Annotated in this window: 30 protein-coding genes; 26 read left to right on the forward strand and 4 right to left on the reverse strand. The window is 40.1% G+C overall.

Annotated elements, in window-relative coordinates:
- The 7 genes from B3R79_RS06855 to trpA form a co-directional block, all read left to right on the forward strand.
- Nucleotides 1–965 (forward strand): anthranilate synthase component I family protein (locus B3R79_RS06855; RefSeq protein ID WP_293695900.1); only part of this gene is annotated, 965 nt, incomplete at its 5' end.
- Nucleotides 962–1,573, forward strand: a complete 612-nt coding sequence (locus tag B3R79_RS06860) for an aminodeoxychorismate/anthranilate synthase component II (RefSeq protein WP_168261250.1) — start codon at nt 962–964, stop codon at nt 1,571–1,573. The genes B3R79_RS06855 and B3R79_RS06860, both read left to right, overlap by 4 nt.
- Nucleotides 1,545–2,549: an anthranilate phosphoribosyltransferase gene (gene trpD, locus B3R79_RS06865; RefSeq protein ID WP_168261251.1), complete on the forward strand. Its 1,005-nt coding sequence runs from the start codon at nt 1,545–1,547 to the stop codon at nt 2,547–2,549. Before B3R79_RS06860 ends, trpD begins: the two co-directional genes overlap by 29 nt.
- Nucleotides 2,546–3,313 carry an indole-3-glycerol phosphate synthase TrpC gene (gene trpC, locus B3R79_RS06870; RefSeq protein WP_293695906.1) on the forward strand — a complete coding sequence of 256 codons (768 nt, stop codon included), beginning with the start codon at nt 2,546–2,548 and terminating at the stop codon, nt 3,311–3,313. The genes trpD and trpC overlap by 4 nt, the downstream gene beginning before the upstream one ends.
- Nucleotides 3,300–3,881, forward strand: a complete 582-nt coding sequence (locus B3R79_RS06875; protein ID WP_204984622.1) for a phosphoribosylanthranilate isomerase — start codon at nt 3,300–3,302, stop codon at nt 3,879–3,881. The genes trpC and B3R79_RS06875 overlap by 14 nt, the downstream gene beginning before the upstream one ends.
- The gene (gene trpB, locus B3R79_RS06880; RefSeq protein ID WP_293695909.1) at nt 3,878–5,080 is read left to right on the forward strand and encodes a tryptophan synthase subunit beta; all 1,203 of its coding nucleotides are present in this window, start codon (nt 3,878–3,880) and stop codon (nt 5,078–5,080) included. Before B3R79_RS06875 ends, trpB begins: the two co-directional genes overlap by 4 nt.
- 3 nt (nt 5,081–5,083) lie before the next feature.
- Nucleotides 5,084–5,866, forward strand: coding sequence for a tryptophan synthase subunit alpha (gene trpA, locus B3R79_RS06885; protein WP_293695911.1), 783 nt, complete (start codon nt 5,084–5,086; stop codon nt 5,864–5,866).
- Nucleotides 5,867–5,924: 58 nt separating this feature from the next.
- On the opposite strand, the gene B3R79_RS06890 is transcribed toward trpA, so the two are convergent.
- Nucleotides 5,925–7,265, reverse strand: a complete 1,341-nt coding sequence (locus B3R79_RS06890) for an Nramp family divalent metal transporter (RefSeq protein ID WP_168261256.1) — start codon at nt 7,263–7,265, stop codon at nt 5,925–5,927.
- A gap of 80 nt (nt 7,266–7,345) precedes the next feature.
- Nucleotides 7,346–8,002, reverse strand: a complete 657-nt coding sequence (locus B3R79_RS06895) for a prepilin peptidase (RefSeq protein ID WP_293695915.1) — start codon at nt 8,000–8,002, stop codon at nt 7,346–7,348.
- A 139-nt stretch (nt 8,003–8,141) separates the two neighbouring features.
- On the opposite strand from B3R79_RS06895, the gene B3R79_RS06900 reads away from it, so the two are divergent.
- From B3R79_RS06900 to B3R79_RS06940, 9 genes are all read left to right on the forward strand, one after another.
- Nucleotides 8,142–8,672 carry a Dps family protein gene (locus B3R79_RS06900; protein WP_293695918.1) on the forward strand — a complete coding sequence of 177 codons (531 nt, stop codon included), beginning with the start codon at nt 8,142–8,144 and terminating at the stop codon, nt 8,670–8,672.
- A 146-nt stretch (nt 8,673–8,818) separates the two neighbouring features.
- Entirely contained in the window at nt 8,819–9,025 is a 207-nt protein-coding gene (locus B3R79_RS06905) for a YqgQ family protein (protein WP_154454461.1), read from the forward strand.
- Nucleotides 9,022–9,990, forward strand: a complete 969-nt coding sequence (locus B3R79_RS06910) for an ROK family glucokinase (RefSeq protein ID WP_168261259.1) — start codon at nt 9,022–9,024, stop codon at nt 9,988–9,990. Before B3R79_RS06905 ends, B3R79_RS06910 begins: the two co-directional genes overlap by 4 nt.
- Before the next feature lie 10 nt (nt 9,991–10,000).
- Nucleotides 10,001–10,381 carry a rhodanese-like domain-containing protein gene (locus B3R79_RS06915; RefSeq protein WP_293695922.1) on the forward strand — a complete coding sequence of 127 codons (381 nt, stop codon included), beginning with the start codon at nt 10,001–10,003 and terminating at the stop codon, nt 10,379–10,381.
- A gap of 196 nt (nt 10,382–10,577) precedes the next feature.
- Nucleotides 10,578–12,419 (forward strand): translational GTPase TypA, encoded by a 1,842-nt coding sequence (gene typA / locus B3R79_RS06920; protein WP_154454458.1) that lies wholly within the window; start codon nt 10,578–10,580, stop codon nt 12,417–12,419.
- Between the two features lie 55 nt (nt 12,420–12,474).
- Nucleotides 12,475–12,747, forward strand: coding sequence for a DUF3165 family protein (locus tag B3R79_RS06925; RefSeq protein WP_168261262.1), 273 nt, complete (start codon nt 12,475–12,477; stop codon nt 12,745–12,747).
- A 101-nt stretch (nt 12,748–12,848) separates the two neighbouring features.
- Complete coding sequence (gene murD, locus B3R79_RS06930; RefSeq protein ID WP_168261263.1) at nt 12,849–14,213, forward strand: UDP-N-acetylmuramoyl-L-alanine--D-glutamate ligase; 1,365 nt, start codon at nt 12,849–12,851, stop codon at nt 14,211–14,213.
- A complete protein-coding gene (locus B3R79_RS06935; protein ID WP_154454455.1) occupies nt 14,206–15,282 on the forward strand; it encodes a UDP-N-acetylglucosamine--N-acetylmuramyl-(pentapeptide) pyrophosphoryl-undecaprenol N-acetylglucosamine transferase in 1,077 nt (358 codons plus the stop codon). Before murD ends, B3R79_RS06935 begins: the two co-directional genes overlap by 8 nt.
- The gene (locus tag B3R79_RS06940; RefSeq protein WP_293695925.1) at nt 15,283–16,503 is read left to right on the forward strand and encodes a cell division protein FtsQ/DivIB; all 1,221 of its coding nucleotides are present in this window, start codon (nt 15,283–15,285) and stop codon (nt 16,501–16,503) included.
- 201 nt (nt 16,504–16,704) lie between these two features.
- On the opposite strand, the gene B3R79_RS06945 is transcribed toward B3R79_RS06940, so the two are convergent.
- Together B3R79_RS06945 and B3R79_RS06950 are read right to left on the reverse strand one after the other, a co-directional pair.
- On the reverse strand, nt 16,705–17,871 hold the full coding sequence (locus B3R79_RS06945) for a tyrosine-type recombinase/integrase (RefSeq protein WP_204984616.1): 1,167 nt from the start codon (nt 17,869–17,871) through the stop codon (nt 16,705–16,707).
- Nucleotides 17,872–18,008: 137 nt separating this feature from the next.
- The gene (locus B3R79_RS06950; protein WP_118100869.1) at nt 18,009–18,575 is read right to left on the reverse strand and encodes a helix-turn-helix domain-containing protein; all 567 of its coding nucleotides are present in this window, start codon (nt 18,573–18,575) and stop codon (nt 18,009–18,011) included.
- 167 nt (nt 18,576–18,742) lie between these two features.
- Between B3R79_RS06950 and B3R79_RS06955 the strand changes: the two genes are divergently transcribed.
- The 10 genes from B3R79_RS06955 (at nt 18,743) to B3R79_RS07000 (ending at nt 24,783) form a co-directional block, all read left to right on the forward strand.
- On the forward strand, nt 18,743–18,931 hold the full coding sequence (locus B3R79_RS06955; protein WP_118100870.1) for a transcriptional regulator: 189 nt from the start codon (nt 18,743–18,745) through the stop codon (nt 18,929–18,931).
- Between the two features lie 55 nt (nt 18,932–18,986).
- Nucleotides 18,987–19,607: a Rha family transcriptional regulator gene (locus B3R79_RS06960; protein WP_293695935.1), complete on the forward strand. Its 621-nt coding sequence runs from the start codon at nt 18,987–18,989 to the stop codon at nt 19,605–19,607.
- Nucleotides 19,608–20,075: 468 nt separating this feature from the next.
- Entirely contained in the window at nt 20,076–20,276 is a 201-nt protein-coding gene (locus B3R79_RS06965) for a hypothetical protein (protein WP_293695937.1), read from the forward strand.
- 11 nt (nt 20,277–20,287) lie between these two features.
- On the forward strand, nt 20,288–20,605 hold the full coding sequence (locus B3R79_RS06970) for a hypothetical protein (RefSeq protein ID WP_293695940.1): 318 nt from the start codon (nt 20,288–20,290) through the stop codon (nt 20,603–20,605).
- Nucleotides 20,606–20,876: 271 nt separating this feature from the next.
- On the forward strand, nt 20,877–21,143 hold the full coding sequence (locus B3R79_RS06975; RefSeq protein WP_118100873.1) for a hypothetical protein: 267 nt from the start codon (nt 20,877–20,879) through the stop codon (nt 21,141–21,143).
- A 15-nt stretch (nt 21,144–21,158) separates the two neighbouring features.
- On the forward strand, nt 21,159–22,061 hold the full coding sequence (locus B3R79_RS06980) for a primase alpha helix C-terminal domain-containing protein (protein ID WP_293695945.1): 903 nt from the start codon (nt 21,159–21,161) through the stop codon (nt 22,059–22,061).
- Nucleotides 22,062–22,154: 93 nt separating this feature from the next.
- Complete coding sequence (locus B3R79_RS06985) at nt 22,155–23,600, forward strand: DNA primase family protein (RefSeq protein WP_293695956.1); 1,446 nt, start codon at nt 22,155–22,157, stop codon at nt 23,598–23,600.
- Between the two features lie 341 nt (nt 23,601–23,941).
- On the forward strand, nt 23,942–24,097 hold the full coding sequence (locus B3R79_RS06990; RefSeq protein WP_293695948.1) for a hypothetical protein: 156 nt from the start codon (nt 23,942–23,944) through the stop codon (nt 24,095–24,097).
- Nucleotides 24,098–24,116: 19 nt separating this feature from the next.
- The gene (locus tag B3R79_RS06995; RefSeq protein ID WP_293695951.1) at nt 24,117–24,341 is read left to right on the forward strand and encodes a hypothetical protein; all 225 of its coding nucleotides are present in this window, start codon (nt 24,117–24,119) and stop codon (nt 24,339–24,341) included.
- 1 nt (nt 24,342) lies between these two features.
- The gene (locus B3R79_RS07000) at nt 24,343–24,783 is read left to right on the forward strand and encodes a hypothetical protein (RefSeq protein WP_293695954.1); all 441 of its coding nucleotides are present in this window, start codon (nt 24,343–24,345) and stop codon (nt 24,781–24,783) included.
- Nucleotides 24,784–25,381 lie beyond the last annotated feature (598 nt).

The raw sequence follows: 25,381 nt of genomic DNA on the forward strand, positions 1-25,381 counted from the left end.
ATAAAACCGAAAAAGTCCACGTGGTTGAGGATAATTGTTATAGCCAGCGTGATCAAAAAGCTATGCGTCAAACGCTTGACAAGGTAACTAAGGAGTTACAAACGCAAGTTGACAAGGAATGTGCGCCCCTAAGGCCTTCCTCTTTGGATTTTAAACCGCATATGGAAAAGGCGGCTTTTGAAAAGATGGTGGAAAAGGCTAAGCGCTACATTCGTGAGGGGGATATGTTTCAATGTGTGCTGAGTCAGCGCTTTTCAAGTCCCTTTTCTGGTGAGCCTTTGGATTATTATCGTCAGTTGCGCGTGGCTAATCCGTCTAATTACCTTTACTTCTTTGATTTTGGGGATTATCAGATTATTGGAGCTAGTCCAGAGAGTCTGGTATCGGTGAAAAAAGATGTGGTAACCACCAATCCCATTGCTGGGACGCGTCCGCGGGGGCAAAATGATGCTCAAGATGCTGCGTTAGCCAAGGATTTACAAACCGACGTCAAAGAAACGGCTGAACATCGTATGTTGGTGGACTTGGGCCGAAATGACATTGGCAAGATTTCTCAAAATGGAACGGTCAAGGTTACGACCTATATGGCGGTGGAATATTTTCGCTACGTCATGCATTTGACTAGTGTGGTTAAGGGAAAATTGCTGCCTGGGGTGCAGAGCATTGAAGCCTTGAAGGCGACCTTGCCTGCTGGTACGGTATCAGGTGCGCCAAAAATTCGAGCCATGAAACGTATTTACGAATTGGAACAGGAAAAACGCGGTGTTTACGCAGGTGCTATTGGTTATTTGTCTGCCTCGGGTGATATGGATTTTGCCATTGCCATTCGCACCATGATTCTCAAAAATCAGCGAGCTTATGTGCAAGCAGGAGCAGGAATTGTTTACGATAGCGTAGCAGAAAAGGAATTTGCTGAAACGCTCAATAAAGCCAAAGCCATGACACGAATAGGGGAAAGCCGTTGATTTTATTAGTTGATAATTATGATTCATTTACCTACAATTTAGCCCAATACCTAGGAACCTTTGCTGAGGTTCAGGTCTTGCGAAATGACGACGTAGGCTTAGAAGTGGCAGCCCAAGCAGCAGACGCTTTGGTCCTATCCCCAGGTCCAGGTTGGCCAGCCGACTCTGGAAAAATGGAGGCTTTGATTGAGACCTTTGCGAAAGAAAAGCCTATTTTGGGGATTTGCCTTGGGCATCAAGCCATCGCTGAAACCTTTGGCGGTCAGCTTGGACTTGCTCATAAGGTCATGCACGGCAAACAAAGTGAGATGGCAGTGATAGCAGATTCACCGCTTTTTGAAGGAATGGGAAGTACTTTGCTGATTATGCGCTACCACTCCATCGTGGTGACGGATTTGCCTAAGGGATTTGAGGTGGTGGCCAAAACAACTGATGACCAAGAAATCATGGCCATTCAACATCAGGAATTACCGATTTACGGGCTGCAATTTCACCCAGAAAGCATAGGAACGCCAGATGGCTTGCAGATGATAGAGCAATTTGTGCAATTGGTTAGGGAAGATAAAGGGAGAAGAGAAAATGAAAGAAGTATTTCATCAAATGGCTAATGGAGAAGATTTGACACAAGAACAAGTAGAAGCTTTGTTTGACGCGATTTTAAATCAAGAGGTGTCTGAAAGCGAGTTGGCTGCTTTTCTTATGGGGCTTAGGGTCAAGGGAGAAACATCTGCTGAGATTACAGGCATTGTGCGAGCGCTAAAACGCCATGCGGTTTCTCTGCCACAGACCTTTGAAGATGCCATGTGTAATTGTGGGACAGGCGGCGACCAATCTTATAGTTTCAATATCTCGACAACAGCTTGCTTTATTTTAGCGGCGGGTGGCATTCGGATGGCCAAGGCTGGTAATCGTTCGGTGTCGTCACAATCTGGCTCTGCCGACGTGCTGGAGGCTTTAGGTATTAACATTGCGGCTGCTCCTGAAACCTTAGCCCAAGCCTTGCAAGAAGTGGGACTTGCCTTTATCTTTGCCCAAACCATGCATCCAGCCATGCGTTTTATTGCTCCAGCCCGCAAGACACTTGGCATTCCGACTATTATGAATTTGGTAGGCCCTTTGGCCAATCCCTTGGACCTTGAAACGCAATTGATGGGCTTGTACAGTGAGGATTTGCAGGGAACAGCTGCTCAAGTGATGCAGCAATTGGGGCGTAAGCGTGCCATTATCATCACAGGCCCCAATCACATGGACGAAGCCGCTCTTTACGGTACCAACACCTACACCCTCCTCGACAATGGCCATATCAGCCAACACCAATTTACTTATCAAGATCTTGGCATGCCAAAAGTCACTTTGGATGACATTGTCGGCGGAGATGCCAAGGAAAACGCCGCTATTTTGCTCAGCGTTCTTAACAATGAACCTAGTCCCTATCTGGAAACAACAGCGCTCAATGCGGGACTTGGTTTTTACGCCAATGGCAAGGTGGCTAGTCTGGAAGAAGGCATTGCCTTGGCTCGTCAATTGTTGGCAGATGGTTCTGCCTTAGCCAAATTGCAGCAACTCAGAGAGGTACAAGTATGACACAGACATTTCTTTCGCGCATTTTAGCCGAAAAAGCCAAGGAAGTTGAAACGATGGCAACCGAAGAATTGCAACCCTTGCGTGATACCTACAAGCTTTACGATTACCTCAAAAGTCACCCTAAGCAGTTACAAGTGATTGCAGAAGTGAAAAAAGCCAGTCCCAGCTTTGGCGATATCAATCTTGACGTGGCTATTGACCAGCAAGCAAAATGCTATCAAGAAAACGGGGCAGCCATGATTTCCGTGCTGACCGACCCACATTTTTTTAAAGGCAGTATTGAAGATTTGCGTCAGGTTTCCAGTCAGGTGCGCATTCCGACGCTGGCTAAGGATTTTATCATCGATGAAAAACAGATTATTCGCAGTCGTAATGCTGGCGCAACGGTGATTTTGCTGATTGCGGCAGCTTTGCCAGAACAACGTTTGAAGGCCTTATATGATTTTGCGACCCAGTTGGGCTTAGAAGTCTTGGTTGAAACGCATCATTTGGCAGAGCTGGAAATTGCCCATCGGATAGGCGTCAAAATCATCGGCATCAACAATCGCAACTTGCAGACTTTTGAGACAGATGTACACACCAGCTTGGCTTTATCCGAGCATTTTCAAGAGAAACCTGTATATATCTCAGAATCAGCCATTTTGACCAAAACTGACGCAGCTCTAGTTGCCCCCTTCTTTAATGGGATTTTAGTGGGAAGAGCCTTGATGCAGGCGGAAAATGTAGCTGAAAAAGTGAAGGAGTTGCAGATTGACAAAGGTTAAAATTTGCGGGCTTTCAAGCAAGGAGGCGGTCAAGCAGGCCGTCAAATGCCGAGCGGATTATATCGGATTTGTCTTTGCTAAAAGCAAGCGACAGGTCGGCTTAAAACAAGCCAGCTATTTGGCACAGTTTGTTCCTAAAACCGTCCAAAAAGTAGGTGTTTTTGTAAGCCCGACCTTGCGGGAACTAAAGGAAGCGATTAGAACAGTACCTCTTGACATGGTGCAAATTCACGGAGAATGTGATGATAGCCTCTTTAATCACCTTGACGTTCCTAGCATTCGTGCCATCCCTGTTCATCAAATACTGGAAGATATCGACACCCAAGCGGACTACCTTTTATTTGACGCTCCTTTAGCTGGCTCGGGCAAGACTTTCGATTGGGACTTGTTAAAAGATAAGACCATTTCAAAACCCTATTTTTTAGCAGGTGGATTGACGGGGGACAATGTCCGAGAAGCGATAACTTTCTTTCACCCTGATGGTGTTGACGTTTCTTCTGGTGTTGAAACGGATGGTCAAAAAGATTTAGAGAAAATAGCGAGATTTATAGAAAGTGTGAAACAATGACATATAACCAACCTGATCGTAAGGGATTTTATGGAAAATTTGGTGGGCAATTTGTCCCTGAAACGCTGATGACTGCGGTGCTAGAGCTGGATAAAGCTTACCGCCAAGCAAAAGCAGATCCTAGTTTTAGAGAAGAATTGGATCAACTTTTGAAAGATTATGTGGGACGTGAAACGCCGCTTTATTATGCGGAGCGTTTGACCAAGCATTTTGGTGGGGCGAAAATTTACCTGAAACGCGAGGATCTCAACCACACAGGTGCCCATAAAATCAACAATGCCCTCGGACAAGTTTTGCTTGCTAAACGCATGGGGAAAAAGAAAATCATTGCCGAAACAGGGGCAGGCCAACACGGAGTTGCCACAGCCACAGCCGCTGCCCTATTTGACATGGAGTGTACCATTTACATGGGAGAAGAAGACGTGAAACGCCAAGTTCTCAATGTCTTTCGCATGGAGTTGCTGGGGGCCAAGGTCTTTTCGGTGACCGATGGCTCACGTGTTTTGAAAGATGCGGTCAATGCTGCCTTGCGTGCATGGGTGGAAAATATCGAGGATACGCATTACGTTATGGGTTCAGCTCTTGGACCAGCCCCTTTTCCTGAAATGGTGCGAGATTTCCAATCGGTCATTGGTAAAGAAGCCAAGCGGCAATACGCGGAATTATCAGGTGGGCAATTGCCTGATGCTGTTCTGGCTTGTGTAGGCGGTGGTTCCAATGCCATTGGTTTGTTTTACCCTTTCGTCGAGGACGAATCTGTTGCCCTTTATGGGGCTGAGGCTGCTGGTCATGGATTGGATACGGAAAAACACGCTGCAACCTTTGCCAAAGGTCGTCCTGGTATTTTGCACGGGGCTTTGATGACGGTGCTTCAGGACCGTCACGGGCAAATCATGGAAGCCTTCTCCATTTCAGCTGGGCTGGATTATCCAGGTGTCGGCCCTGAGCATTGCCACTTTAAAGACATTGGCCGTGCTAGTTATGATGCCATTACAGATGAAGAAGCCTTAGAAGCCTTTATGCACCTATCTCGCTTGGAAGGTATTATCCCAGCCCTCGAATCCAGCCACGCTATTGCCTTGACCAAGAAAGTCGCCAAGCAATTGGGGCCAGATAAATCGATCATCGTCTGCCTATCTGGTCGTGGCGACAAGGATGTCATGCAAGTCAAAGAACGTTTGGAAACAGAAAGGAAGTAGCCCATGACCAAAACACTCACGCAACATTTGGAGAAAATTAAGGCAAGTGGAAAAGGGATTTTTGTGCCCTATATCATGGCAGGTGACCACGAAAAAGGCCTAGACGGTTTATACGACACCATTGCTTTTTTGGAAAATAGCAGAGCTTCTGCCATTGAAGTGGGAATTCCTTGGTCTGACCCCGTTGCTGATGGACCTGTTATTGAACTCGCAGGACAAAGAAGCTTGGCTAACGATGTGAGTTTAACAGCGATTGTTCAAAAATTACAAGAAAAACAAACGACAGTTCCTTTGGTCATCATGACTTACATCAATCCTGTCTATCAATACGGCATTGAGAAATTTATTGCTGACTTGAAAAATACGTCTGTTAAAGGGTTGATTATTCCTGATTTACCACACGAACATGAAAATATGGTAAAACCATATCTTACCGACACAGATATTGCTCTTGTGCCGCTGGTTAGCCTGACAACAGGTATTGAACGTCAAAAAACGTTATGTAAAGATGCTGAAGATTTCATCTATGCTGTGGCTGTTAATGGCGTCACAGGTAAAACAGGTCATTACCGTGAGGATTTGGATAAACATTTGACCAATCTTAAAGCCATTGCTGACATTCCTGTTTTAACAGGTTTTGGTGTCTCAACTCCAGCGGACATTGAGCGCTTTAACAAAGTATCAGACGGTGTCATTGTTGGAACCAAAATCGTCAATGATTTGCACCAAGGTCATTTGGAAGCATTAGCAAACTTCATCCAGTATGGTGCTACCTATGCAAACTAAAAAAGCCTCCAAACGGAGGCTTTTAATCATGCGTAAATACTAGTGAGGTGAATTGTTATTAAAACAAATCAAAAATCAATTTGAGGTTTAAAACGGTTAGAACGACAGCAACCACATAGCCTAAAATGGTGTTCCACTTGGCATTGACAAACTCACCCATGATTTTCTTATTAGATGTGAAGTAAAGCAATGGGAAGATTGAAAATGGCAGAGCTAATGAAAGAAAGACTTGAGAATAAACAATCAATTGGTCCAAAACCTCTTCTTGACTACCATACATCAAGGCTACGATAATGACGGGTGTCAAGGCTAAGAGTCGGGTAACCAAACGAATAAGCCATTGTGGCAAACGGAGTTTCAAAAAGCCTTCCATAACGATTTGCCCTGTTAAAGTACCTGTAATGGTTGAATTTTGCCCGCTGGCCAAAAGAGCGACCGCAAATAAGATTGATAGAGCTGAACTAGCCACGCTACCAGCAATGGCAGAATTTTGAAGTGCATCATACATTTGAGAAAAGGCACCAATGTCACTGGCGTGACCGTAGAACAAGGCAGCCCCCAAAACCAAGAGCAGAGAATTGACCACAAAAGCCAAACTCAACTGAATGTTGGAATCCCAAGTCATGAAGCGAACAGCTTGTTTAACAGAATTGTGATTGTCATAATCCACTTTCCGAGTTTGCGAAATGGAAGAGTGCAAGTAGAGATTATGTGGCATCACCGTTGCCCCGATAATCCCCAAGGCTAAGGTTAGCTGGCTATGCCCACCGACTTGCTTAGGATTTAAAATGGATGCGCGTGGGATATAACCTTGAAAAATGCCTGACACACTAGGGTGTGAGAGGTAAACCAAATAGACAAAGATAAGTAAAATCGTTGCTATTAAGGTTGACACGATTGCTTCAATTTTACGAAACCCAAGTTTCATCAAGGATAGTAGTAAAAAGACATCCAAGACTGTCAGTAAAATACAAAAGAGCAAAGGCCAACCAAACAGCAAATGCAAGGCAATCCCAGAACCGATAACTTCTGCCAAATCCGTTGCCATCAAAGCCAACTCAATGATGACAAAGAGCACGTAACGAAGCCCTTTTGGCAAATGAGCGGCGGTTGCTTGCGCCAAGTCCTGCCTTGTCACAATGCCTAGTTTTCCAGCCATCTGTTGTAACTGCATCGCAATGAGAGATGATATTAAGACAACAGACAAAAGAACGTATTTATAAGTTGCTCCACCAACAACGCTTGTAATCCAGTTACCAGGGTCCATGTATCCAACAGCCACTAAAGCACCAGGACCGATAAAAGCTTTCAACGTGCGCCAAAAGGGAGCGTTTTGAGGAACAGCGATACTTTGATTGACCTCACCAAGTGATTTTGAGTAAGTTGTAGATATTTCCAAACCCCAACCTCTTTTCTGTATATTTCTAAAACCTATTATATCAGAAAAGCTCAAAAAATAAAGTCTGTTTAACTAAAAAATTAAGTTAACTTAAAAAAGATAACTAACAAGTATCCTAAAAATAAAAAAGGCACCAAGGGAATGTGTTTGCAACGCTTTAATTTTAATAAATAGGAGAGAATGCCTGCCAAAGACCCTAGTTCAATTACCCATAATAATGCCGTAAGGCTAAGTCCTAAGCTCAAACTGGCGAGATAGAAAAAATCCCCACTGCCTATCTTAATATCTGCCATTTCTGCTAAAATCCCAAGCAAACAAAGGATGAGAAAGATAGGGGAAAGGGGAGCAAAAAAGAACAAGCCAAGTGTCGGAAGTAGCCAAGCCAGAATAGGAAAGCCAAGGGATTTCAAGTCGTAAAGGCTAAGCAAAACGCTCAGGAGAATGGTCATACAGATTTGTCCTGATAAGATATGATGGTAGTAACCGACACTAACAATTCCCAAGAAACACTCAATAAGCAAGTACCAAATGGGCAATTTAACCTGACAAAGACGGCAACGCCCACGGTTGATCAAAAAAGACAAGATGGGAATCAAGTCCCAAGTAGGCAAGGTTGTACCACAAGCTTGGCAATGACTAGCTGGCGTAATGAGGGATTTTTCAGGAAAACGCTCGACCACAACACCGATAAAAGAGGCTAAAGAAGCCCCTAGAAAAAAGAATAATAAAATGTCCATACTAGTTTATTCGAAAAATAATTAAAAAAGAGAGCATATTATTTGCTATTTATTTAGAATTATTATAAAATAGGATTATAAAGTAAAGGATGAGAAATCCTAAAGTGTCTCAAAATGTTATTTGACGAGGAGGTTTATTATGACTCAAACAATCACTGAAAACATTTACGCATCTGTAACACATAATATCTCACAAAAATCAACTACTAAAAATGCCAAAACAAAAGCTGTTCTTAACCAGGCGGTCGCTGATTTGTCAAAGGCTGTCTCAATTGTTCACCAAGTTCACTGGTACATGCGTGGAGCAGGCTTCTATTACTTGCACCCAAAAATGGACGAATTGATGGACAGTCTTAATGCTTCACTAGATGAAATGAGTGAACGTTTGATTACCATCGGGGGAGCACCTTATTCAACGCTTAAAGAATTTGATGACCATTCAAAACTAGAAGAGGTGCCAGGTTCATTTGAAAAAACAATGGATGAACACTTGGCACGTTTGGTAGATGTTTATACTTATTTATCAGCTCTTTATCAAGTAGGTCTTGATGTGACTGATGAAGAAGGCGATGCACCATCTAATGATCTTTTCACAGCAGCACAAGCTGAAGCTGAAAAGACTATCTGGATGTTGCAAGCAGAACGTGGCCAAGCATCAGGAATTAAATAAGAATTAAATAAATAGGGTAAGAATATAAGGATAGGCTTTAGGGTCTGTCCTTATTTTTATGTCCAATAAGCAGATTCTAAGAAAACGATTGCAATAGTTTGCGTTAGCGGTTGAAAATGGTTTTTTTTTTTGATAAAATGCTTATCATGAAAACTTTATTCGATGTGCAACAATTGCTAAAACGGTTTGGCATTTACATCTATATTGGGAAACGTCTTTATGATATCGAAGTCATGAAATTAGAACTTGAAAAATTGTATGAGAATGGCTTGATTGATAAGACAGAATACCTAGAGGCTGAATTAGTTTTACGACATGAGCACCGCTTAGAAATGGAGAAAGAAAATAAATGACACAAAAATTACTAGGAATCGACTTGGGTGGAACAACCATTAAATTTGGGATTTTGACCCTTAAAGGTGAAGTTCAAGAAAAATGGGCGATTGACACAAACATCCTTGAAGATGGTAAACACATCGTACCAGATATCGTGGCTTCTTTGAAACATCGCTTGGGCTTGTATGGGTTGACTAAGGACGATTTCGTTGGTATCGGAATGGGTTCTCCTGGTGCGGTTGACCGTGAAGCAAAAACAGTTACAGGTGCTTTCAACTTGAACTGGGCACACACAGAAGAAGTGGGCTATGTTATCGAACGTGAACTTGGTATTCCATTTGCGATTGATAACGATGCTAACGTTGCGGCGCTTGGTGAACGTTGGGTTGGTGCTGGTGCTAACAATCCAGACGTTGTCTTTGTCACTCTAGGAACTGGAGTTGGCGGTGGTGTTATCGCTGATGGGAACCTTATCCACGGTGTTGCAGGCGCTGGTGGCGAAATTGGTCACATGATTATTGAACCTGATAACGGTTTTGAATGCACTTGTGGTAACAAAGGCTGCTTGGAAACAGTTGCTTCTGCAACAGGTATTGTCCGTGTGGCACGCTACTTGGCTGAAAGCTACGAAGGTGATTCTAGCATCAAAGCAGCTATTGACAATGGCGATGCGGTTTCAAGTAAAGACATCTTTGAAGCGGCTGAATCTGGTGATAAATTTGCGGATTCTGTTGTTGAAAAAGTTGGTTTCTACCTTGGTCTTGCAGCAGCTAACATCGCTAACATATTGAACCCAGATTCTGTTGTTATCGGTGGTGGGGTATCTGCAGCTGGTGAATTCTTGCGTATCCGTGTGGAAAAATATTTTATCCAATACGCTTTCCCACAAGTTCGCCAATCAACTAAAATCAAAATTGCAGAACTTGGTAACGATGCTGGTATCATCGGTGCAGCTAGCCTTGCAAGCCAATTCTTAGATTAAGGGGAAAACATTGGACTGGATTATTATTATACTGGTTATCCTTGTTGTTGTGGCTTGGTTTGCGTGGAATTATTACAGCATTCGCCGTGCAGCGCATTTTATTGACAATGCTGACTTTGCAAGCCGCATTCATACCAGTCAAGTGATTGATATTCGTGAAGCGACTTCTTTTAAAGCCAAACACATCATGGGTGCACGCAACCTTCCAGCAAGCCAGATAGACTTGTCATTATCAGCTATTCGCAAGGACAAACCCGTTCTTTTGTACGCTGAAAGCAGAAGCACTACCCTTCCACGCGTGATTAGAACGCTAAAACGAGCAGGTTTTACAGACTTGTATGTCTTAAACGATGGCTTTGATTACTGGACAGGAAAAGTCAAAGAAGGCTAAATGTCTCTCTGGCTTATATGTAAAAAAGGGCTTAGCCCTTTTTTTCGTGTTAAAAAGAGTGTGAGCTATTTTTGGGAAAGCGATGTCTTAAAAGTGCTCTATATTTGAAAACATTTACAATTCTTTTGACGCTGTTTTTTCAAAGGATTTGTGGTATAATTCAAAAGTTAGAATAAATGAAAAAAATCGAGGAATCATGACTAAATTAAGAGAAGATATTCGTAATGTGGCGATTATCGCCCACGTTGACCACGGGAAAACAACCCTTGTTGATGAATTATTGAAACAATCACACACACTTGACGAACGTAAAGAGTTGCAAGAACGTGCGATGGACTCAAACGACCTTGAAAAAGAACGCGGTATTACCATTTTGGCTAAAAATACGGCGGTTGCTTACAACGGCGTTCGTATCAACATCATGGACACACCAGGACACGCGGACTTCGGTGGTGAAGTAGAACGTATCATGAAAATGGTTGATGGTGTTGTGCTTGTTGTGGATGCCTACGAAGGAACAATGCCACAAACACGTTTTGTGTTGAAAAAAGCCCTTGAGCAAAACTTGACACCAATCGTGGTTGTTAACAAAATTGATAAACCATCTGCTCGTCCAGCTGAAGTTGTGGACGAAGTACTTGAACTTTTCATCGAACTTGGTGCAGACGACGACCAATTGGAATTCCCAGTTGTGTACGCTTCAGCTATCAATGGAACATCATCACTTTCTGATGACCCAGCTGACCAAGAACACACAATGGCACCAATCTTTGATACCATCATCGACCATATCCCAGCACCTGTGGATAACTCAGATGAGCCCCTTCAATTCCAAGTGTCACTTCTTGACTACAATGACTTCGTTGGACGTATTGGTATCGGTCGTATCTTCCGCGGTACAGTTAAAGTGGGTGACCAAGTAACCCTTTCAAAATTGGACGGTACAACGAAAAACTTCCGTGTAACAAAACTATTTGGTTTCTTTGGACTTGAACGCCGTGAAATCAAGGAAGCAAAAGCAGGTGACTTGATTGCCATTTCTGGTATGGAAGACATCTTCGTTGGGGAAACCATCACACCAACAGATTGCGTTGAACCTCTTCCAATTCTTCACATTGACGAACCAACCCTTCAAATGACTTTCTTGGCAAATAACTCACCATTTGCAGGTCGTGAAGGAAAATACGTTACTTCTCGTAAAGTAGAAGAACGTTTGCTTGCTGAATTGCAAACAGACGTTTCATTGCGCGTTGAACCAACAGATTCTCCAGATAAATGGACTGTTTCAGGTCGTGGTGAATTGCACTTGTCAATCTTGATTGAAACTATGCGTCGTGAAGGATACGAACTTCAAGTATCACGTCCAGAAGTTATCATCAAAGAAATTGATGGTGTGAAAATGGAACCATTCGAACGCGTTCAAATCGATACACCTGAAGAATACCAAGGTGCGGTTATCCAATCCTTGTCAGAACGTAAAGGTGAAATGTTGGATATGCAATCAACTGGAAATGGTCAAACACGCTTGATTTTCCTTGCGCCAGCTCGTGGTTTGATTGGTTACCCAACTGAATTCTTATCAATGACTCGTGGTTATGGTATCATGAACCATACCTTTGACCAATACATGCCAGTGATTAACGCTGAAATCGGCGGACGTCACCGTGGTGCCTTGGTATCTATCGATACTGGTAAAGCAACAACATACTCTATCATGTCTGTTGAAGAACGTGGTACTATCTTCGTTAACCCTGGTACAGAAGTTTACGAAGGAATGATTATTGGTGAAAATTCACGTGAAAATGACTTGACTGTTAATATCACGAAAGCAAAACAAATGACCAACGTTCGTTCAGCAACGAAAGACCAAACGGCTGTTATCAAAACCCCACGTATTTTGACGCTTGAAGAATCACTTGAATTCTTGAACGATGATGAATACATGGAAGTTACTCCAGAATCTATTCGCCTACGCAAACAAATCCTTGATAAAAATATGCGTGCTAAGGCTGCGAAAAAGAAAAAATCTGCAGAGTAATGCTTTAAACGTGCGAAGCTAAAGACCAATCGTGCGATGTGAAGAGGGGGTCAGCATGTTTTACCTTATTGTTGCGATTTTAATCGTTTCTTATTACTTTTTTATGGCCCCTACAAGCATTCGTAATACATTGAACACCATTGGCTTGGTGGGTGCCATGGCTCTCTTAATTGTGCTGGCATTTATGAGTTTTATCAAAATCCTTCAATCGCCACCAGAAATTTTGTTGGGATTTACCATGGCGATCTTTGGATTTTTCGCCATTCGTGATGTCTATCAATTACCAGCTAGGGCAGAAAAAAGTGAACATCCAAATAAAGGAGATTGAGTTTTGCTCAATCTTTTTTAGTGACGGCACTAGAATGATTGAAAAAGCGTTTAAATAAATGTAGAATATTACTATATTTGTAAGGTTAGAATGGATAAACGATGAAAAAAATAGAAACATTTAAAAACAAAAAGGTATTGGTACTTGGCTTGGCCAAATCAGGGGAAGCTGCAGCTAAGTTGTTGGATAAACTTGGGGCTATCGTGACCGTTAATGATAGCAAACCTTTTGATGAAAACCCTTCTGCACAAGCCTTGTTAGAAGAAGGAATCAAGGTGATTTGTGGTAGCCACCCTTTGGAATTATTGGATGAAAATTTTGAATGGATGGTTAAAAATCCTGGTATCCGTTACGATAATCCTATGGTGGTGAAAGCTCTTGAAAAAGGCATCCCAGTCATCACAGAAGTTGAGTTGGCTTACATGATTTCAGATGCGCCAATTATTGGTATCACAGGGTCAAATGGTAAGACAACGACAACAACCATGATTGCTGAAACCCTTAATAACGGTGGCAAATCAGGGCTTCTTTCAGGAAATATCGGATTTCCTGCTTCAGAAGTTGCCCAAACGGCGACTGACAAAGACACCTTGGTTATGGAATTGTCATCTTTCCAATTGATGGGAACACGCACCTTCCATCCACACATTGCTGTTATTACTAATTTAATGCCAACGCATATTGATTACCACGGTACTTTTGATAATTATGTTGCTGCCAAATGGAACATTCAAAAACACATGACGGCAGATGATTTTGTGGTGCTTAATTTCAACCAAGATTTGGCAAAAGAATTAGCACAAAAAACAGCAGCACAAGTGGTACCATTTTCAACAATTGAAAAGGTTGACGGTGCTTATCTTGACGGCAATACCTTGTATTTTAAAGAGGAAGCTATCATGAAAGCCTCAGAAATTGGTGTGCCTGGAACACACAATGTTGAAAATGCTTTGGCAACCATCGTTGTGGCTAAATTATCAGGAATTTCCAATGAAGCCATTAAGGAAACCTTGGCTCATTTTGGTGGGGTAAAACACCGCTTGCAAGCCCTTGGTGAAGTGGATGGTGTCCGTTTTTACAATGATTCCAAATCAACTAACATTCTAGCCACTCAAAAAGCCCTTTCTGGTTTTGATAATGCCAAAGTGATTTTGATTGCTGGTGGTTTGGACCGAGGCAATGAATTTGATGAGTTGGTTCCTGATATTACTGGTGTGAAATTGATGGTGATTCTTGGTGAATCTGCACCGCGTGTCAAACGAGCAGCTGACAAGGCTAAGGTGCCTTATCTGGATGCCACAGACGTTGCGGATGCGACTCGAATTGCCTTTAGTAATGCGGAAGCTGGCGACGTTGTTTTGTTGAGTCCAGCCAATGCTAGTTGGGATATGTACAAAAACTTTGAAGTCCGTGGTGACGAATTTATAGCGACTTTTGAAGCCCTTAAGGAGAGTAACAATGCCTAAAAAAATTGTGTTTACCGGCGGTGGAACGGTTGGTCATGTGACCTTGAATCTCATTCTCATTCCAAAATTCATCGAAGATGGTTGGGAAGTGCATTACATTGGGGATAAGCATGGTATTGAGTACGAACAAATCACTCAATCTGGCTTGGATGTGACCTTTCATTCAATAGCTACTGGGAAATTGCGACGCTATTTTTCATGGCAAAATATGTTAGATGTGTTTAAGGTTTCTTACGGCGTTTTGCAATCTTTTGCCATTATGGCACGCCTTAAACCGCAAGTTTTGTTTTCAAAGGGAGGCTTTGTTTCAGTACCGCCTGTTATTGCGACAAAACCACTAGGCGTTCCAGTCTTTGTCCACGAGTCAGATTTGTCCATGGGACTTGCCAATAAAATTGCTTACCGCTTCGCGACAACTATGTACACGACGTTTGAGCAACCTGAAAGCCTAACCAAAGCCAAACACGTTGGAGCTATCACTAAGGTTGGCAATAAAGTGCCTTATGACACGAGTAAAATCGACGCCATCAAGAGCCACTTTGACCCTAAATTAAAAACTATTCTCTTTATTGGTGGTTCAGCTGGGGCGCGTGTTTTCAATGATTTTGTAAGTAACACACCTGAATTGACCCAGCACTACAACGTCATCAACATTTCTGGCGACAAATCGTTGAATGAATTGAGCCAAAATCTTTACCGAGTGGATTATGTGACGGATTTGTATCAGCCTTTGATGGATTTGGCAGATGTTGTGGTAACGCGTGGGGGTTCTAACACTATTTTTGAACTGGTGGCTATGCAAAAATTGCACTTGATTGTGCCACTAGGCAAGGAGGCTAGCCGAGGTGACCAATTGGAAAATGCGGCTTATTTTGAGAAAAAAGGCTACGCGCGTCAATTAGCAGAAGACCGTTTGACCTTGGAAAACTTGCAAGATGAATTGAACCAGCTCTTTACGGATGAAGCACAGTACAAAAAACAGATGAAAGAATCCAATGAGTTGAAATCACAGGATGAATTTTACCATCTGATGATGGCTGACATTTCTAAAACCGCAAAAGGAATTTAAATGGCAAAAGAGAAAGAGCAAGACAAACAACAAGACACAAAACCACAAGAAGAATTAACCGAATGGCAAAAACGCAATATTGAGTTTTTGAAGAAAAAAGAAGCTGAAGAGTTGGAGAAAAAAAAGCAGCAAGAAAAGATGCGTTTGGAACGCAATCCTTACGCTGCTAGCCAAAAGCAAGCTGAAGATGATGAGGACAAGGATTCTAAGGAAAAAGTAGCCGATAAGGCAAGTGACAAGAAAAAGGAATCCTCTGAATTCTCAGAAATAGTGGAATCAGACCAACCCAAACCTAAAAAGGTGAAAAAGCCCAAAGAAAAAAAAGAACGCTCACCCCTTCAAAAAGCAATCAGGCACGCTCTTCCTGTTCTTTTGGGTGCTGTTCTTGTGTTGGCGATTTCGATTTTCTTGGTATCGCCCTTAAGCAAAAAGAAAGTGATTACTGTCGAAGGTGGCAATAGAGCCACTCAAGAAGATGTCTTGTCGGCGTCTGGCATCAGCAGTTCAGATTATTTCTTTTCCTTGATTTTGAATAGGTCATCTTATATGCACAATATCTTAAAGAATGATAAGCTCATCAGGGAAGCGAAAATGACCTATCATTTTCCTAATAAATTCACGATTAAGATTAAAGAATACAACATTGTGGCTTATGCACAGACAGACGATGGTTATCAGCCAATTCTTGAAAATGGCACACGTTTGGGAGTTGTTAGCTCGCAGGATTTGCCAGACAATTTCTTAACCATCAATTTATCATCTGAAAAAGAAATTGAGCAACTCATCAAAGCTTTCTCAAAATTAGACAAGAGTTTGGTGCAACAAATTCAAATTGTGAGCTCGGCTGATTCGTCAACAACTTCAGATTTGCTGAATTTGGAAATGCACGATGGCAATACGGTGCGTGTTCCGCTATCAGAATTGGATGAAAAATTGCCATATTACGATAAAATCAAGCAAAACTTGACGGAAAATAGTATTGTGGATATGGAAGTTGGTATTTACACAACCACGTCAACCATTGAGTCAGAAGCTGCTGCCGAAAAAGAAAAAGCGCAAAATGAAGCTAACGCGGACGAGTCACAAACGGAAAGCACAGATGAATCAACGGAATTGACAGAGTCTAACGACACAGAAAGTCAGTCAGAAGTGAGTCAAGAGGCATCAGCTACCAGCATCGAAACAAACGCAGTTAGTGATACGTCAAGTACTCAACAATGATTCCAAATCCGTGTTGTTAAAGCGAAAAAACGAAATTGAAGTTTCTATAACAGAAACTTAATACATTAATTTTAAATGCTTGTAAACGTTGATATTAAAGCATTTGAGAGATTTTAAAAAAAGTACTTATAAAATTTGTTACGATTTTTGTTACGATTTATACCAAAAATTAGGGTAACCCGATTAAGGGCTACCCTTTTTTTATAAATTATTGATAGCCATCTCAAAAATGTTTCCGCCTTGTTTTGCTCCCTCCTCGGTTGCATGAACGTAAATGTTAAGTGTCATTGTGATATTGCTATGACCTAAACGGTGTTGTAAGTCTTTTGGAGACATACCAGCATTTAACATTAAAGTGGCGTGTGTATGGCGTAGACCATGGAAACGTACATTAGGGACACCAGCGTTTTTAAAATGCTTATACAATTGGTTTCTAATGTTGTTGGGGTCAAAGTATTTACCAGTGAAATTTGAAAAGACAATTTTTTCAGACCGACCAAGTTCCCACGCTTTAACTTGTTGTCGGTTTTTATATTGTTTAAGCATGAGTATAGTAGCTTTATCAATTGAAATTTGTCTATAACTTGCCATAGATTTAGGGCTGTTTATTTCAATTCTGTTGTTTAGTGTCTTGTTAACGTCAATAACACCATTATCTAAGTCAATATCAGACCATTCAAGCGCCATAGCCTCCCCGATACGCAACCCAGTAGCCAAAAGCGTTTTATATAAGACAATGTTAAACAGATTTTTGTATTTTGATTGATCAAGTGTATCTAAGTAATTTAAAAACTGTTTTAATTCTTGTTTGTCTAAAAACTTAATTTCAGTTTTCTTTTCTTGTTTTTTACGGGGAACAATAACGTCAGTTGCGGGGTTATGCTCCAACAGTTGCAAACTAACGCCATATTTTAAGATACGCTTATTTAAGCCAACTAATTTATGATAAGAGTCAAAAGCGTTCTTACTTTGTCTATTGGCTTTGTTCGCCCATTTATTCACTTGTTTTTGAATAACGGGTGTTGTTAGGTTATCTAGTCTATATTCACCAAAAGCGGGCAATAGATGGGCATCTAGATAGCTTTTAACAGCTTTTTTTGTATTTGGCTTAACTGTATTCTTGTAACTATCCCACCAAAGTGAAACAAGCTCCCTATAAGTTTTTACATTTACTTTCTTTTTGACGGTATATCCGTTATGAGCGAATTCATTTATCGCCTCACGGGTTTTTATTTTAATAGCTTTTTTAGTGGTAGCAGTGATCGTGGTACGAGCTTGTTTACCCGTTGCTTTATCAATACCTAAATAGATATTAGTACGGTACACAATTGTACCGTTTTTCTTTGTGATTTTCTTAATTTCTGCCATTTGTAACCTCTTCTCTTAACTACAGCAGGCAGGCTATAAGGGTTTTAGAGTTTGAGGTTTTAGAACCATTCAAAATAGCATGGTAGCGAATGAATGTTATCCGCCCTAATCGTTATTGGTTGGGGTGTGTTTATTTTTTATAGAATGTGGTCGGTGTCATAACCGATTGATTTTTTAAAATCATCAAAACCTTTCCAAGAGCGGAAATTATCGCCAAGTTTTGAATACCCGATTTTTTTTAAGTCAATTTTTTCCTCCATTACAAGGTCAACCAGTCGGGTGTATTCATCACTTCTATGAGTATTAATATTAAGGTTTGAAATATGATTTAGAACCGCTTTTATTTCATTATCACTGATAACAAAGTCGTAACGCTTAAGGAATTTTACAAACTCTTCTTCTAAATGTTCAAAGTATAGTTCACTTAATTCATTTTCACGTTCACTACTTAAAGAAGTGTAACCACCTTGACCGTCACCAATTAGAATTTCATCACTATAATATGGTTCTTTTTTATCAGAATAGCCCATAAGGTAACTAATGGAAATATTGAAATGTTCCGCCAGCATTTTAGCTTGAGCGGGTTTTATTTCAAACTCCCCTTTTTCCCATCTAGAGATGGTTTTTGCATTAACACCCATTAAGTTTGCCAATTCGGCTTGGGTGTCTTTTTTTCTTTTTCTAAGTTCTTTTAATCGGTTCATAGAGAGCCTCCGTTTTTATATCTAGAGTATACCACAAAACATGTAAAAGACAAAATGTCTAAAAAAATCCAAGAAATAAGCATTCAACACTTTACAAAGGACAAAATGTCTGTTATTATAAAAATGAAATCAGACAGAATGTCTGTTTTAGAAAGAAAGGAGCTTATATGCTAATTACAAAATCTATCTCCGAGAAAGTTAGAGCCAAAAGAGGGAAAGAGGATTTTACCAAGTCCCATGTGGCTATTTTACTTGGAGTAAGCAGGACAACCCTAGCAAAAATTGAAAAAGGCAACTATGACGCCCCTAAGCGTATCTATGAAAGTGTTATGAATTGGCTTATTGAGGATTTGTAGAAAAAACAGTAAAAAATCCCTAATGTTCAAAATTACAATAAAGGAGGAAATTTATATGAACTTAGTTTATTTAGACGGCAAGAAAGAGCCGTACACAACAAATGAGATTATCGCAGAATATGCTGAAATTGACCGTATTTCAGTTAGGAAATTAATTGAAAGTCACAAAGAAGATTTAGAGGTATTTGGAGTTTTGTCATTTGAAATGACAAAACCTAGTAAAGGTTCTTTAGGTGGTCGCCCTAGAAAAATCTATCACTTAAACGAACAGCAAGCAACATTACTTATCACTTACTTAGACAATACTAAACCAGTGAGAGAGTTCAAAGTAGCTTTAGTCAAGGCATTCTTTGAAATGAGAGACGAAGTCTCAAAATTCAGAGAACAACGAGCCTTAGAGAAACCAACACACAAAACGTTGAACGAGGTTATCAGTAAATGGGACAACGCTCCAACAATGGCTTTCCCAACGGTTAACAACTTACTTTTAAAACTATCATCGGGTAAGAATAAGAAAAAACTGATTGAGGATAGAGGCGGTAAAACGGGACTAGATTGCTTAACAAGCGTTGAACTAGCAAAATATCAAGCTTATGAAAGAGCGGTTATCCCTCTAATTGAGCTGAACATGGAATACGGTGTTATCCGTGATACCTTGAAACAGGTTCAATTATGAGAGCAACAAAAAAAGGCTTGAGTGACAGCTCAAACCAAAAATGAAACTTGAAAAATATTAGATAAAACAAAACACTACAGCGGGCAGGCTATGAGGGTTTTAGGATTATCTTCTATGCTTATATTATAGCATAGAAACAGCGTTATATCAATGCTTAAAGCGTTTTTAGAAAGGCAATCAGATGAAACTGTTATTTGAAAAAGTGAACGATTATGACTATAACAACACGGGTCAATTTAAGTGTTATTACATGCTAACAACACCTAATAGAGATAAGTTTTGGAATGGTAAAAAGTTTCCTGAGTGGGAATTGGATATCCTTGCGAGCGAGGGTAAGACTATCAAAATTGTTAACACTATTGATTTACATTTAGATTAGAGGAGGCAAACTAAATGACATATTTACTTTTAACATTGGCACTATTGTATGCTTGGGTATTGGGCTATATCGCAGGAAGAGGTTAAAGCATGATTTATCAAGAAATTAATTTACCAATATGGGCGGAGTTGCTTATCATGGCTATTTTATCAATTGTTATTATTCTACTGATAAGGTACGAACCGCCAAGCAATGAGGAAGAAAAGCAGACACAGAACGTTAAGGCAGATAACCATGTCAAAGAGCGTTACGGGGCTTATATTCAATCACAGGGACGATATTACAATTAAGGAGGCATGACATGAAATTATATCACTATTCCCAATTTACCAACCTAGCTAGTATTAAAGAAACAGGCTTACATGTTGGTGCTGATAATATTGTTTATCTTGCTGAAAGTCCTATGTTAGCAAGAGCATTTGCCTATATTTACGGTTTAAAGGATTATGCATTATTTGAGGTATCTGTAACATTAGATGACATTGAAAAGAGTATAGACCACAACGAGGACTATTTTAAGAAGCTGACAGGGGAGTTAAGTGCTGAATGTTATTCATGTAAGCATAATATACCAGCAGATAGAGTAACTTTTTTAAGTTGCTATTCATTTTCAGATTAGGAGATAGACCATGACAGATAAAGAATTAAATAAAATAGCTGACCTTATCAATGAACGTGTAACGTTTGCCGAATTATAAGAATTCAAACACTTGGAAGAGCGAGCGGATAGAATAGTATGGGTTAAAAATCAAATTGCCAATCTAGATAAAGGAGAAATATTGTTATGACAGATATCGTTATCAATATTCAAGGCACTAAAACAAAGTTAGCGGTAGCGCATGACCGTTTGAATTGGGTTACCCGACAAATTCGAAAAATGGAGGTATGATATGGGAACATTTTCAACAGAATTTGAACAAGGCTTATTAGATCGTGTAGACGAACTTTCCAAAAAGAAGTTAGAACTAGAAAGACGGCTACAAAAACAGACGGGCTTAATGAGTGCTAGAGAACTAAAAAAAGAATTAGACATAACGGGAGCAACACTTACAAGTTGGGTTAAAAAGGGACTAAAAGTCTATCAGCCACCCTTTGAGAGTAGTAAAAAACAATATTTCAGAGTGTCAGATGTGATTAATTTTTTAACTGTACGCTAGAAATGGGGGAGAGGAATGAGTATATATGAGGCAAAGGGAGTTACTAACGGACTGCTGTATTTATACGATGGTGAACAAAACAATAAGTTAAGCGCTGAACCATTTGAGTTTGTTAAAGAGTTTCCAGCTTTGGAAGTTCCCGAGGAAATGGATATAGAGGAGTACAAGAAAACTAAAGCGCCTTACTGTATTTCTGGTAAGGTCAAGAAAGATAAAAAAGGCACGTACAGACGTAATGATAGCAATCTGATTTACAGGGACTTGATTTTCTTAGATTATGACAATATCACCATAACAAGCGAAGAATTTAAGGCTACTGTTGAACGGGCAATAGGTGACTACTCTTATATCATTTATCCGACAATCAAACATACAGAGGAGAAACCACGGTTTAGGTTAGTGGTAAAGCCTAGCGAACCAATGAATAAAGAGACTTATAAAGCAGTGGTTGCTGAAATAGCCGATAAGATTGGCTTAATGTATGATACAGCGTCACTTACATGGTCGCAATTACAAGGGTTACCTGTAACAACAGGAAAACGTCATGAATATGTTAAGACCATTCATGATGAGGGAACGAAACCTTACCCCGTACCAAAGTACGAGGGGAGCAAACCTACCACAATCAAGAAAGCAAACACAAACGGTTATAATATCCGTTCACCTAACGAGCGAAAAAGCCTGACTGTAAAAATTATTGAAACACTATTTAATGGCTTTGGAAAAGAGGGCGGGCGTAACAATGCATGCGCTAGCTTTGTTGGTATGTTACTCAATCGTTATGTTAACTTTGACATTGCCACAGCCTACCAGCTTACTGTAATGGCGAACAATAATACACCCGAACCGTTACCAGAGGAAGAATTAGATAATACTTTTGAGAGTATCGCTAGAAAAGAATATCAAACAAGAATTTAGCAAAGGAGAAATTTATTGAAATTAAAAGACCTCAAACAATTAGAGAAAGAAATTAAAGAAGAGCAATCAAACAGTAATAAGCAACCCGAAACAATGAACGAGCTTTACATTCTACTACAGCAACTAGGAAAAGCATGGAGAGAGGAAAACGCCTATATTGTTAACGAGGGGCAAAAAAACGAGCGTACAGTTACACCACAACCTAACGTATCTACAGTTGCTAAAGTACTGAAAAAGCACTGTCATTTTACTTTTATTGGAGAGGGCGCAATTAGTGACATTAGTAAGTTGTATGTTTACCATTTAGATTTAGGCTACTATGTATCAAGTGATGATATTTTTAGAAAATTGTTGTTGAAATATGACAACCGATTGACCTCAAATAAATTTTTCAATGAATTAATAGCTTATATCCGTACAGAAACTAAAATACAACCACCTTTGAGCGATTATCGCTATATCCCAGTCGCTAACGGGGTGTACAATATCCAAACAAAAGAATTAGAGGAATTTACCCCAAAATTCATCATCACAAGTAAAGTCAAGACAGCTTACAATCCGTATGCTAAAAAGCCGATTTTGGGCGGTTGGTTTGATTTTGATAAGTGGCTAGCCACATTGACTTGCGGTGATGAAGAGCTTGTAACACTCTTATGGCAAGTGATGAATGAGGCTATCAATCCAAACCGAACACGTAAAAAAATGGTGTTGCTTGTTGGTGACGGTAACAATGGTAAGGGGACTTTTCAAGCCTTATTAGAAAATCTGATAGGCAGGGAGAACATAAGCAATCTAAAACCCGACCAATTTGGAAAAGAGTTCTATTTAGGGGCGCTTGAGGGGAAAGTGTGTAATATTGGTGATGACATATCTAACAAGTATCTTGATGAAGTATCCGACCTTATGAGTGTTGTCAGCGGTGACCCTGTACAGGTTAACAAAAAGGGTAAACAACCAATTGAGGCACGTTTTAAGCTTTTGTGTATCTTTTCGGGGAATGACCTCCCTAATGCTAGAAATAAAACTAATGGCTGGTACAGACGTTTATGTATTATCCCATTTGAGGCTGATTTTAATGGTGAGGTAGAACGTCCCGAAATCAAAGATGAATTTATCAAAGATAAAGCACTGTTGGAATGGATACTGTTTGAAATTTTAAATATGGCCGATTTTGACAAATTCATAGAACCAAAAGCCGTGAAAGAAAAGCTAACTAGTTACAAGAATGATAATGACTATATCAAACTTTGGGTTGAAAACTACTATATCCCAAACGGGTGGCATGAAGTCAACCATGTACCTATGTTTATCGCAAGAAACAAACTTAAAGAGTTTGTAGAAGATTTGGGAATAGATAAACCAAAATTAGGAAAATTTAGTAACGCAGTTATGGCAGAATTAGAACGAAGTACACCATATCACTATAAAGCCAAAGGCGGGACGGTAAGGCGTGAATTTTATGACACATTAGACCCTCACGGTTTTCACCGTGATAAATTTACCAAGGGTGTTTGGGGGATTGGTTTAATTGAAAAATAATGGGTTAGGTATTTTTGAAACAGAAAAGCGATAACAGCAACGTTTCAGACGTTTTAGGTTAGGTAAAGATTTTAAACCTAACCCGATACCTAACCTAGTTAAAGCCTTGATACCATTGGGGTTTACTAATATTAGGTTAGGTAGGTTAGGTAAAATATAATAAGTAAATAATAGTAATATATATAGTTTCTTATATGCGTACAGACTTAAAAAGTAAACCTAACCCTAACCCAAAAGCCTAAAAAGCTTGATATAACAACGTTTCAGAGGGTTAGGTTTAAAAACCTAACCAAACCTAACCCCAAGTAATTTGAATAAAAAAATATAAAAAGGAGAATAAAATGGACGTAGATTTAATTGCTTATGAGCTAAAAGAATTACAACGCAATCATGGCTTATCTGAACAAACAGCCATGGAAATCTTGAAAATGCGACAGCTCAGCGATGACCTAGACGGCATTCGGTACGTGCTACAAGAGATTTGCAACACAATCTAAGTAGAGAGGACAAAAACAGATGAAAATTAAATTATTTAACCGTGAGAAAATCTTCAATGGTTATTACAGCAATGGCATGGCAAGGACTAGACTTGAAACTAATGAGGAATTAGAAAACAGAATTAACGAGTTCATGGCTGATAAGAAAGTGATTGATATTAAATACCAAGAAGGGACTTATGGCACTTATGAAGACATGAGTACAGACCTATCAATCATAGTTATGTATGAGGGGGTAGAATAACATGAATGAAAAAGAATATATTAGCTATTGTGAGAAAGAAGTAACACGCCTTGAGGCTAGACGTTATCAGTTTATGGGTATGGAATGGGAAGACTTAAACAAGGCAGACCATATGGCTATACTAGAGATTGGCAGTAAGGTAGTGAATGAGGATAGCACAGTCAACTTATATATGTTACACAGAAACAAGGATACACGTCTTAAAATGTGGGGAATGGTAGCACTCACAGCATTACACTACGATAAGAAGTTCCCAACAGATGAAAGACTACAATTGTTCACTGATAGATTGGAAGAGCACTTCACTAACATGGTTAACAAAGAGCTAGAACATTCAGATATGAACAAAGTTAGTCAATTAGTCAGTGACTTTGAACCAGTGTTATCAAGTGATGACCTTGAGAGACTTAAGACTAATATAGTGTTAGCTGGTTTGGTTTAATACTAAGCGGAGAATGTGTAAATGTATTTATTGGAGGAAATCAAAGGACAATGCTTGATGGTGTTGTCCTTTTGTTTATGTTATAATGTTGGTAAGTAAGTTAACACAGATAACAAACACAGAGCTTTACTGTATTGGTAAGGTTCTTTTTGTTTGGATACAGTCATCAATCATCATAGAGCAAGCAGAGAGCGACAGAGTGAGCGTGTATCGGCAATCACACCGAACAGCGAGAAACAGCCATAGGAAGACTTATAACGGGTGTATAATCGTTCAAAAAATACCCCTTAAAATTTTATCGGGTATATTGTTGTTCGGACATAACAACGCCACCATCTTTTGTGCGTGATTTTCCCTTTTTAAAATATTCAGCACGTCCGAGAACCTGCCTAAAAGCCCGTGTATGGCGTTTTAATGCTCGGGAATATAATTATATTATCCAAGTGTTTAAATGACCCCCGCCCCCTATTTTGGGGCAAGGAGAGCCACCACAAGGTGTTCGCTTGTACCACGCGCCAATTTTTCAGATTTTTAAGGGGTGTCATATAACCTCAAAAAACCTCAGTTTGATTGTGTTTTGTTTACCAGTTAACTTTCT

The sequence above is a fragment of the Streptococcus sp. UBA3373 genome (genome assembly GCF_002360305.1).
GTDB lineage: Bacteria > Bacillota > Bacilli > Lactobacillales > Streptococcaceae > Streptococcus > Streptococcus alactolyticus.

Bases quoted from the DNA above. Each gene is read 5' to 3' on its own strand.
- trpD (WP_168261251.1), top strand. From the start codon at position 1,545: ATGAAAGAAGTATTTCATCAAATGGCTAATGGAGAAGATTTGACACAA.
- trpC (WP_293695906.1), top strand. From the start codon at position 2,546: ATGACACAGACATTTCTTTCGCGCATTTTAGCCGAAAAAGCCAAGGAA.
- trpB (WP_293695909.1), top strand. From the start codon at position 3,878: ATGACATATAACCAACCTGATCGTAAGGGATTTTATGGAAAATTTGGT.
- trpA (WP_293695911.1), top strand. From the start codon at position 5,084: ATGACCAAAACACTCACGCAACATTTGGAGAAAATTAAGGCAAGTGGA.
- B3R79_RS06895 (WP_293695915.1), bottom strand. From the start codon at position 8,002: ATGGACATTTTATTATTCTTTTTTCTAGGGGCTTCTTTAGCCTCTTTT.
- B3R79_RS06900 (WP_293695918.1), top strand. From the start codon at position 8,142: ATGACTCAAACAATCACTGAAAACATTTACGCATCTGTAACACATAAT.
- B3R79_RS06905 (WP_154454461.1), top strand. From the start codon at position 8,819: ATGAAAACTTTATTCGATGTGCAACAATTGCTAAAACGGTTTGGCATT.
- B3R79_RS06910 (WP_168261259.1), top strand. From the start codon at position 9,022: ATGACACAAAAATTACTAGGAATCGACTTGGGTGGAACAACCATTAAA.
- typA (WP_154454458.1), top strand. From the start codon at position 10,578: ATGACTAAATTAAGAGAAGATATTCGTAATGTGGCGATTATCGCCCAC.
- B3R79_RS06925 (WP_168261262.1), top strand. From the start codon at position 12,475: ATGTTTTACCTTATTGTTGCGATTTTAATCGTTTCTTATTACTTTTTT.
- murD (WP_168261263.1), top strand. From the start codon at position 12,849: ATGAAAAAAATAGAAACATTTAAAAACAAAAAGGTATTGGTACTTGGC.
- B3R79_RS06935 (WP_154454455.1), top strand. From the start codon at position 14,206: ATGCCTAAAAAAATTGTGTTTACCGGCGGTGGAACGGTTGGTCATGTG.
- B3R79_RS06940 (WP_293695925.1), top strand. From the start codon at position 15,283: ATGGCAAAAGAGAAAGAGCAAGACAAACAACAAGACACAAAACCACAA.
- B3R79_RS06945 (WP_204984616.1), bottom strand. From the start codon at position 17,871: ATGGCAGAAATTAAGAAAATCACAAAGAAAAACGGTACAATTGTGTAC.
- B3R79_RS06950 (WP_118100869.1), bottom strand. From the start codon at position 18,575: ATGAACCGATTAAAAGAACTTAGAAAAAGAAAAAAAGACACCCAAGCC.
- B3R79_RS06955 (WP_118100870.1), top strand. From the start codon at position 18,743: ATGCTAATTACAAAATCTATCTCCGAGAAAGTTAGAGCCAAAAGAGGG.
- B3R79_RS06960 (WP_293695935.1), top strand. From the start codon at position 18,987: ATGAACTTAGTTTATTTAGACGGCAAGAAAGAGCCGTACACAACAAAT.
- B3R79_RS06965 (WP_293695937.1), top strand. From the start codon at position 20,076: ATGATTTATCAAGAAATTAATTTACCAATATGGGCGGAGTTGCTTATC.
- B3R79_RS06970 (WP_293695940.1), top strand. From the start codon at position 20,288: ATGAAATTATATCACTATTCCCAATTTACCAACCTAGCTAGTATTAAA.
- B3R79_RS06975 (WP_118100873.1), top strand. From the start codon at position 20,877: ATGGGAACATTTTCAACAGAATTTGAACAAGGCTTATTAGATCGTGTA.
- B3R79_RS06980 (WP_293695945.1), top strand. From the start codon at position 21,159: ATGAGTATATATGAGGCAAAGGGAGTTACTAACGGACTGCTGTATTTA.
- B3R79_RS06985 (WP_293695956.1), top strand. From the start codon at position 22,155: ATGAACGAGCTTTACATTCTACTACAGCAACTAGGAAAAGCATGGAGA.
- B3R79_RS06990 (WP_293695948.1), top strand. From the start codon at position 23,942: ATGGACGTAGATTTAATTGCTTATGAGCTAAAAGAATTACAACGCAAT.
- B3R79_RS06995 (WP_293695951.1), top strand. From the start codon at position 24,117: ATGAAAATTAAATTATTTAACCGTGAGAAAATCTTCAATGGTTATTAC.
- B3R79_RS07000 (WP_293695954.1), top strand. From the start codon at position 24,343: ATGAATGAAAAAGAATATATTAGCTATTGTGAGAAAGAAGTAACACGC.